This window comes from Desulfosporosinus sp. Tol-M2 (assembly GCF_059735615.1).
Window position 1 is genome coordinate 1 of the sequence record NZ_JCAIJG010000206.1, and the last position, 7,015, is coordinate 7,015.

General features: G+C 43.6%; 9 protein-coding genes and 2 pseudogenes. 7 read left to right on the forward strand and 4 right to left on the reverse strand.

Annotated elements, in window-relative coordinates; genetic code table 11:
• Together AC6I5A_RS15110 and AC6I5A_RS15115 are read right to left on the reverse strand one after the other, a co-directional pair.
• A pseudogene (locus AC6I5A_RS15110) lies at nt 1-202 on the reverse strand (AAA family ATPase); the annotation flags it as partial.
• Nucleotides 192-497 carry a hypothetical protein gene (locus tag AC6I5A_RS15115; protein WP_034617930.1) on the reverse strand — a complete coding sequence of 102 codons (306 nt, stop codon included), beginning with the start codon at nt 495-497 and terminating at the stop codon, nt 192-194. The pseudogene AC6I5A_RS15110 and the gene AC6I5A_RS15115, both read right to left, overlap by 11 nt.
• Before the next feature lie 201 nt (nt 498-698).
• Here AC6I5A_RS15115 and AC6I5A_RS15120 point away from each other — a divergent pair, with 201 nt between their 5' ends.
• From AC6I5A_RS15120 to AC6I5A_RS15140, 5 genes are all read left to right on the forward strand, one after another.
• A complete protein-coding gene (locus tag AC6I5A_RS15120) occupies nt 699-1,232 on the forward strand; it encodes a DUF6431 domain-containing protein (protein ID WP_497900818.1) in 534 nt (177 codons plus the stop codon).
• Between the two features lie 41 nt (nt 1,233-1,273).
• Nucleotides 1,274-1,681, forward strand: a complete 408-nt coding sequence (locus AC6I5A_RS15125; RefSeq protein ID WP_052168157.1) for a helix-turn-helix domain-containing protein — start codon at nt 1,274-1,276, stop codon at nt 1,679-1,681.
• Nucleotides 1,682-1,936: 255 nt separating this feature from the next.
• Nucleotides 1,937-3,172: a tyrosine-type recombinase/integrase gene (locus AC6I5A_RS15130; protein ID WP_052168158.1), complete on the forward strand. Its 1,236-nt coding sequence runs from the start codon at nt 1,937-1,939 to the stop codon at nt 3,170-3,172.
• Complete coding sequence (locus AC6I5A_RS15135; RefSeq protein WP_034617931.1) at nt 3,169-4,134, forward strand: tyrosine-type recombinase/integrase; 966 nt, start codon at nt 3,169-3,171, stop codon at nt 4,132-4,134. Before AC6I5A_RS15130 ends, AC6I5A_RS15135 begins: the two co-directional genes overlap by 4 nt.
• On the forward strand, nt 4,131-5,171 hold the full coding sequence (locus AC6I5A_RS15140; RefSeq protein ID WP_034617932.1) for a site-specific integrase: 1,041 nt from the start codon (nt 4,131-4,133) through the stop codon (nt 5,169-5,171). Before AC6I5A_RS15135 ends, AC6I5A_RS15140 begins: the two co-directional genes overlap by 4 nt.
• Before the next feature lie 168 nt (nt 5,172-5,339).
• Here the strand turns inward: AC6I5A_RS15140 and AC6I5A_RS15145 are convergent, their stop codons facing one another.
• Nucleotides 5,340-5,747 carry a helix-turn-helix domain-containing protein gene (locus AC6I5A_RS15145; RefSeq protein ID WP_052168157.1) on the reverse strand — a complete coding sequence of 136 codons (408 nt, stop codon included), beginning with the start codon at nt 5,745-5,747 and terminating at the stop codon, nt 5,340-5,342.
• Between the two features lie 41 nt (nt 5,748-5,788).
• Nucleotides 5,789-6,322 carry a DUF6431 domain-containing protein gene (locus tag AC6I5A_RS15150; protein WP_497900818.1) on the reverse strand — a complete coding sequence of 178 codons (534 nt, stop codon included), beginning with the start codon at nt 6,320-6,322 and terminating at the stop codon, nt 5,789-5,791.
• 201 nt (nt 6,323-6,523) lie between these two features.
• Between AC6I5A_RS15150 and AC6I5A_RS15155 the strand changes: the two genes are divergently transcribed.
• Nucleotides 6,524-6,829, forward strand: coding sequence for a hypothetical protein (locus AC6I5A_RS15155; RefSeq protein WP_034617930.1), 306 nt, complete (start codon nt 6,524-6,526; stop codon nt 6,827-6,829).
• Nucleotides 6,819-7,015, forward strand: a pseudogene (locus AC6I5A_RS15160) (AAA family ATPase); the annotation flags it as partial. The gene AC6I5A_RS15155 and the pseudogene AC6I5A_RS15160, both read left to right, overlap by 11 nt.

The window sequence follows — 7,015 nt, forward strand, 5'->3', positions numbered from 1 at the left end:
TCAAAGTTTGGGCATAACGGCGAATGGTTGTCGTCTTCCCCGTTCCACAGTCACCAGTGACCACGGCGAACCACCTTCGTTCAGCGGCATACTCAAGACGTCCCAACGTCTCTTCCAATAACACCGATTTATAGAGTTCGCCTGTAGGAATATTGCGTGTAAATGGCGTAGAGCTGAATCCATAGAACGATTCAAACATCATTCGAACCCTCCTTATGAACCGCGCGAAAAGAAAGGGCTGGTGCTTGAATCTCACGACGCTGACGGTTTTGTTGCTCGGCGGCTCCAAGGAGTCTTGATGAGTCGGTGGCTTGTGGTTGAAGGTGCGTAGGCATGGTCGGACGTTTTCCGACATGCTCTCCAATCACAAGTTCGTGTACTTTCCATGGAGCGTGTCCCTCGTATTCAATCGTTAGGTCGCTGATGTTTGACGGATCGTAGACCACATCGACTGTACACCCGATAAACTGAAGTCCGACTTCATATAACGTTCCCATGAAATGGATAAGACCTGACTGTTTCCGCTAGCCTAAAAGGTCCGAAAGCTGACGGTATTGCCTGTCCAAAAGTTGCCGGATATAATGACCATATCACAGAAAAGGAAAAAGGATGTCTCTGTTGTACGTGATCTGTTACAAGCAGACCACCAAAGACATCCCCTGGTCATTGTATGGTCATTATAACAAATTACGAGTTAATTGAAAATCCCCAAAAGGGTGTTTTTGGTTCGGTGTACAGAATTAATTCCTTGCCCTTGTTGCAGTAGCGATCTCAGAGTCATCGGATCTCGCAAGCGTAAGTCTAAGGTAACCGGTGAAGAGACGAGAATTCTTATCATCCGCAGACTACGTTGTAAAGATTGCCGTAAGATCCACCATGAATTACCGGACTGTTTAGTTCCTTACAAACGTTATGCATCCGTATGTATTGAACAAGTTTTAACTGAAGTTGAGTCTCCATCAGATTTGGCAGCGGATGATGTTACGTTGTATCGGTTAAAGAAATGGTTTCATGGCATACTGCCTTACCTTATTGGCTGTCTCCGAAGTATTGTTATCCGTCTGGGCCAAGACCCTGTGAAAGAGCCGTCCGTCCCGTCACAGTCTGTACACCAAAGAATCGGACTTTATGTCGGAAGTAAGCCAGGTTGGCTGGCGAGAATTGTCCGTCCTATTGTGAATGCAAATTTATGGGTACATACCCGTTCTGCCTTCTTGTCCGCAAACACTTAGGCTAGACTTTGAAGAAAAGTCTTGAGAGGAAGTGTTTTGGGATGAAAGATCAACAGAAGGCCGAGGAAATCGCCGGTAACCGGGTCCAACTTATCCTGCCCTTATTGGAGGCCGGTCTGGACCCAGCTTTAACACGGGAAAAAAGAAAGCGTATTTGTGAAGAGAACGCAATATCTGAACGGACATTAAGACGTTACTTGGCTGAGTACCGGGTACAGGGATTTACAGGGTTAAAACCGAAAGGCAAGGGAAAACCGGAATCCAGGGCGATTAGCCCGGAACTCATGGAACAAGCGATACTTTTGCGGCGGGAAGTACCCAGCCGCAGTGTTGCCCAAACAAATTTTGGAATGGGAGGGCAAGGCATTACCCGGAGAAATCAGACGTTCTACTTTGCAGGAAAAACTTTCCGGGCGGGGTTACAGCAGCCGGCAAATGCGAATGTATGACGAATCAGGCATTGCTGCCCGGCGGTTTCAAAAGCGACAGCGCAATCAACTGTGGCAATCGGATTATCCCGATATTTTTATTATCCCGACTTTCATTTGTATGTTGTAAAAAACAATGGGGATTGGATATTCTTAATTTTTATTCAACTAGAAAGTCGGGATAATAAAAATAAATACTCTCGCTTTCTAATGGGGCAACTCCAATAATTAAAATACAGACCAAAGTCTGAATTTTATGTATTGGAGGAATCCTTGATGCAAATTCAGGTAGACAAACTCATCGATCAGACTTTAGAAGAATTAAAGAAACTTGGAATGAGTAAATCGACAATTAAGGCTTACAGGTATAGTGCCTACAGTCCCATTAGGAATTATTGTATACAACATGGAACGACTTGCTACGAATCAGCCGCTCTCGATTCCTTTTTATCTTTCCGAAAAAAACGTCTTGAAAACAATGAGTTTTCAAAAAGGCATTACAGGAAACTGCGCAGAGCTGTACTAATGCTGAAAGATTATTCTCAGCACGAAACGCTTCAATGGAGTTACTACAATACTCGCTTCATATATAAAATAAACGAATACTTCAGCCTTTGCCTGAAACAGTTTTTAGATACTCTGTGTTTAAGGAAAGGGACCATTGCCAATCACAGATCTTACATTCTACAGTTTCTAGACCACATAGAACGTAACGGGAATAGCGATTTCCATGCATTATCACCAAAGGATGTAAAGGATTACCTCTTAGTAGCTGCAGAAACTCATCATGAAAGTATGAATAATGTTCTTCATGCCATGCGTCTTTTTCTAAACTTTTTAAAAGAAAATTCTCTGGTGCACTGGGACCTCGATCCTATACTGACTAAGCCTGCGCAGAGAAAGAAAAGGGTTCTGCCCTGCTTTACTCACGAAGAAGTTGAAGCCATATTGAAGCAGATAGATACCAATGCAAAAGAAGGAAAACGGGATTATGCCATCCTTTTTCTAGCCTCCCATACAGGCCTGCGCTCAATCGATATCGCAAATTTACGGCTTTCTGATCTTGATTGGTTCAATGACACTATTCATATAATCCAGAAAAAAACAAGTCGGCCCTTAGTGCTTCCATTGGAAACTGATACAGGTAATGCTATTGCAGAATATATCCTGTATGCAAGGCCGGAATCTGACTCAGAATATGTCTTTTTAAGAACATTTGCACCCTATAGAAAGCTGTCCGAGGTTGGCTCCATGGCCAACATCCTGCAGAAATATCTAAAAAAAGCCGGCATAATCAGAAATGCTGGTGATGGGAAGAGCTTCCATGCCCTGCGGCGTTCCATGGGAACATGGATGTTGGAATCTGACGTTCCCCTCACTACGATTTCACAAGTACTTGGCCATAAAGAGCACGATTCTACAAAACAGTATCTTTCCATGGACCATCAAAGACTTACAGAGTGTGCGCTGGATTTTCAGGGAATTCCCTTAAAAAGGGGGCTTTTCCTATGAGTGACTCTTTCAGAGGCCAATTTGCGATGCATATTACCAACTTCATTCACTTCAAAGAAGCATTAGGGTATTCCAAAAGTAGTTATGACAAATTCCTTGTTCATTTTGACCGTTTTTGTTTGAGCACATTCCCGAAAGAAACATCTCTAACAAAAGAACTCCTGATGAATTGGGCACGTCTTCATCCCAATGAGAATGCAAATGGACTAAAAAGAAGAATGGTTGCTCTTCGGGAATTTGGAAAATATCTCAATGCTATAGGGGTAGAGGCTTATGTGATTCCCTCGGAATGGATCGGAGGCTTCAAACCGTTTTTCCCGTACCTTTTTTCGGACGAGGAATTATTTGCTTTTTTTGCGGCAGCAGACGTTATGACACCACATAAGCTTTCTCCGTACAGGCAGTATGTCGTGCCTGTCATTTTCCGTTTACTCTATTGCTGCGGCCTTCGACCGAATGAGGTGCGACTGATCCGTTGTTCTGACATTGATTTTGAAACCGGAAGAATCCATATCAGAGAAACTAAGCTTCATAAAGAACGAACAGTGGCAATGTCATCTGACATGCTGTTACTATGCAGAAAATATGACGCAAGAATGCGTATTATTCTGAAAAACAGAGACTATTTTTTCCCGCATCCAGACGGAGCTGCCTATTCCGCATCTTGGTTACAGGAACAGTTTTGGAAATGCTGGAAAAATGCGGGCATTCGTTATTTCCGGGAGACAACAACGCCGCGAGTATACAGTTTCCGTCATAATTACGCAACCCGGATTTTAATGAAATGGGTTGAAGAAAGGAGAGATTTATATACTTGGCTTCCCTATCTGAGTGCCTATATGGGGCATTCAGAATTTTCGAGCACAGCCTATTACATTCATTTACTTCCGGAACGACTGATGAAAACATCTGCCATCGAATGGGAGAGGTTTTCTAAACTGATCCCGGAGGTACCACAATGAAGAAACTAAAGGATGAAACCCTATTTCGTCTTATTCGTGATTACCTGTCGATATATCTTCCATATCAAAAATGCTGTAGCCCTAATACGATAAAATCATACCGAGAAACTTTTAATCAGTTGTTTGACTTTATGACCTTTGAAAAGAGCATTCCACTACCCGACGTAACGTTTGAGACTATCAATAGCCAGATGATTTCTGACTATCTAGATTGGCTTGAAAAAGAACGCCATTGCAGTGTATCCTCAAGGAACCAGCGGTTGGCAGGGATTCGTTCATTTTTTAAGTATGCTGGGAAAATGGATCTTACAGTCACGGTATTCCAAAATGAGCTTCAAAAAATCCCCTTTAAGCAGACTGTTTCAAAAACGGTTGATTTTATGACCGAGGAAGCATTAAAGGCTGTATTAGCTCAACCGGATACAAACACAAAGACTGGAATAAGAAATCTGTTTTTTATGATTCTCATGTACGATACTGGCGCTAGAAATCAAGAACTCTTGGACTTAAAAGTAAAAGACTTCCATGCCCATTCCAAAACACCGTGTGTACATTTGACTGGAAAAGGCAATAAAAAAAGGATTGTTCCGGTGATGGCTAAAACGGTGGAACACTTTCGGAATTATGTCAAGCTATTCCACCCAGAGGATAGTTCCGAGCGATACCTATTCTATACAGTAAGACATGGCATACACCAGCAGATGTCAGATGATAACGTGGCACGTTTTATGAAAAAGTATGGCAATGCAGCGAGAAAAGTCTGCGCAGATGTTCCGAAAAATCTTCATCCTCATCTTTTTCGTCATAGCAGATCAATTCATCTTTATCGCGCAGGGATGCCCCTGGCATTATTATCAGAATGGCTCGGCCATGCACAATTGGAAACTACTATGATTTATGCATATGCAGATACAGAAATGAAACGGGATGCTATACAGAAAGCAACGGGCAATCACAGCCCATTAATGACCAACGATCAGCCTCCTTGTTGGAAAGGAGATGATCAAATTATTCGAAGACTTTATGGACTGAAGTAAAACATTATCCCGACTTTCTAGTTGAATAAAAATTAAGAATATCCAATCCCCATTGTTTTTTACAACATACAAATGAAAGTCGGGATAATAAAAATATCGGGATAATCYGAYTGMMMYARTTGRTTKCGCTGTCGCTTTTGAAACCGCCGGGCAGCAATGCCTGATTCGTCATACATTCGCATTTGCCGGCTGCTGTAACCCCGCCCGGAAAGTTTTTCCTGCAAAGTAGAACGTCTGATTTCTCCGGGTAATGCCTTGCCCTCCCATTCCAAAATTTGTTTGGGCAACACTGCGGCTGGGTACTTCCCGCCGCAAAAGTATCGCTTGTTCCATGAGTTCCGGGCTAATCGCCCTGGATTCCGGTTTTCCCTTGCCTTTCGGTTTTAACCCTGTAAATCCCTGTACCCGGTACTCAGCCAAGTAACGTCTTAATGTCCGTTCAGATATTGCGTTCTCTTCACAAATACGCTTTCTTTTTTCCCGTGTTAAAGCTGGGTCCAGACCGGCCTCCAATAAGGGCAGGATAAGTTGGACCCGGTTACCGGCGATTTCCTCGGCCTTCTGTTGATCTTTCATCCCAAAACACTTCCTCTCAAGACTTTTCTTCAAAGTCTAGCCTAAGTGTTTGCGGACAAGAAGGCAGAACGGGTATGTACCCATAAATTTGCATTCACAATAGGACGGACAATTCTCGCCAGCCAACCTGGCTTACTTCCGACATAAAGTCCGATTCTTTGGTGTACAGACTGTGACGGGACGGACGGCTCTTTCACAGGGTCTTGGCCCAGACGGATAACAATACTTCGGAGACAGCCAATAAGGTAAGGCAGTATGCCATGAAACCATTTCTTTAACCGATACAACGTAACATCATCCGCTGCCAAATCTGATGGAGACTCAACTTCAGTTAAAACTTGTTCAATACATACGGATGCATAACGTTTGTAAGGAACTAAACAGTCCGGTAATTCATGGTGGATCTTACGGCAATCTTTACAACGTAGTCTGCGGATGATAAGAATTCTCGTCTCTTCACCGGTTACCTTAGACTTACGCTTGCGAGATCCGATGACTCTGAGATCGCTACTGCAACAAGGGCAAGGAATTAATTCTGTACACCGAACCAAAAACACCCTTTTGGGGATTTTCAATTAACTCGTAATTTGTTATAATGACCATACAATGACCAGGGGATGTCTTTGGTGGTCTGCTTGTAACAGATCACGTACAACAGAGACATCCTTTTTCCTTTTCTGTGATATGGTCATTATATCCGGCAACTTTTGGACAGGCAATACCGTCAGCTTTCGGACCTTTTAGGCTAGCGGAAACAGTCAGGTCTTATCCATTTCATGGGAACGTTATATGAAGTCGGACTTCAGTTTATCGGGTGTACAGTCGATGTGGTCTACGATCCGTCAAACATCAGCGACCTAACGATTGAATACGAGGGACACGCTCCATGGAAAGTACACGAACTTGTGATTGGAGAGCATGTCGGAAAACGTCCGACCATGCCTACGCACCTTCAACCACAAGCCACCGACTCATCAAGACTCCTTGGAGCCGCCGAGCAACAAAACCGTCAGCGTCGTGAGATTCAAGCACCAGCCCTTTCTTTTCGCGCGGTTCATAAGGAGGGTTCGAATGATGTTTGAATCGTTCTATGGATTCAGCTCTACGCCATTTACACGCAATATTCCTACAGGCGAACTCTATAAATCGGTGTTATTGGAAGAGACGTTGGGACGTCTTGAGTATGCCGCTGAACGAAGGTGGTTCGCCGTGGTCACTGGTGACTGTGGAACGGGGAAGACGACAACCATTCGCCGTTATGCCCAAAC

What these genes read in the sequence shown, in the direction of transcription:
- AC6I5A_RS15140 (WP_034617932.1), top strand. Translation starts at nt 4,131, where the DNA reads ATGAAGAAACTAAAGGATGAAACCCTATTTCGTCTTATTCGTGATTAC.
- AC6I5A_RS15115 (WP_034617930.1), bottom strand. Translation starts at nt 497, where the DNA reads ATGGGAACGTTATATGAAGTCGGACTTCAGTTTATCGGGTGTACAGTC.
- AC6I5A_RS15125 (WP_052168157.1), top strand. Translation starts at nt 1,274, where the DNA reads ATGAAAGATCAACAGAAGGCCGAGGAAATCGCCGGTAACCGGGTCCAA.
- AC6I5A_RS15145 (WP_052168157.1), bottom strand. Translation starts at nt 5,747, where the DNA reads ATGAAAGATCAACAGAAGGCCGAGGAAATCGCCGGTAACCGGGTCCAA.
- AC6I5A_RS15135 (WP_034617931.1), top strand. Translation starts at nt 3,169, where the DNA reads ATGAGTGACTCTTTCAGAGGCCAATTTGCGATGCATATTACCAACTTC.
- AC6I5A_RS15130 (WP_052168158.1), top strand. Translation starts at nt 1,937, where the DNA reads ATGCAAATTCAGGTAGACAAACTCATCGATCAGACTTTAGAAGAATTA.
- AC6I5A_RS15155 (WP_034617930.1), top strand. Translation starts at nt 6,524, where the DNA reads ATGGGAACGTTATATGAAGTCGGACTTCAGTTTATCGGGTGTACAGTC.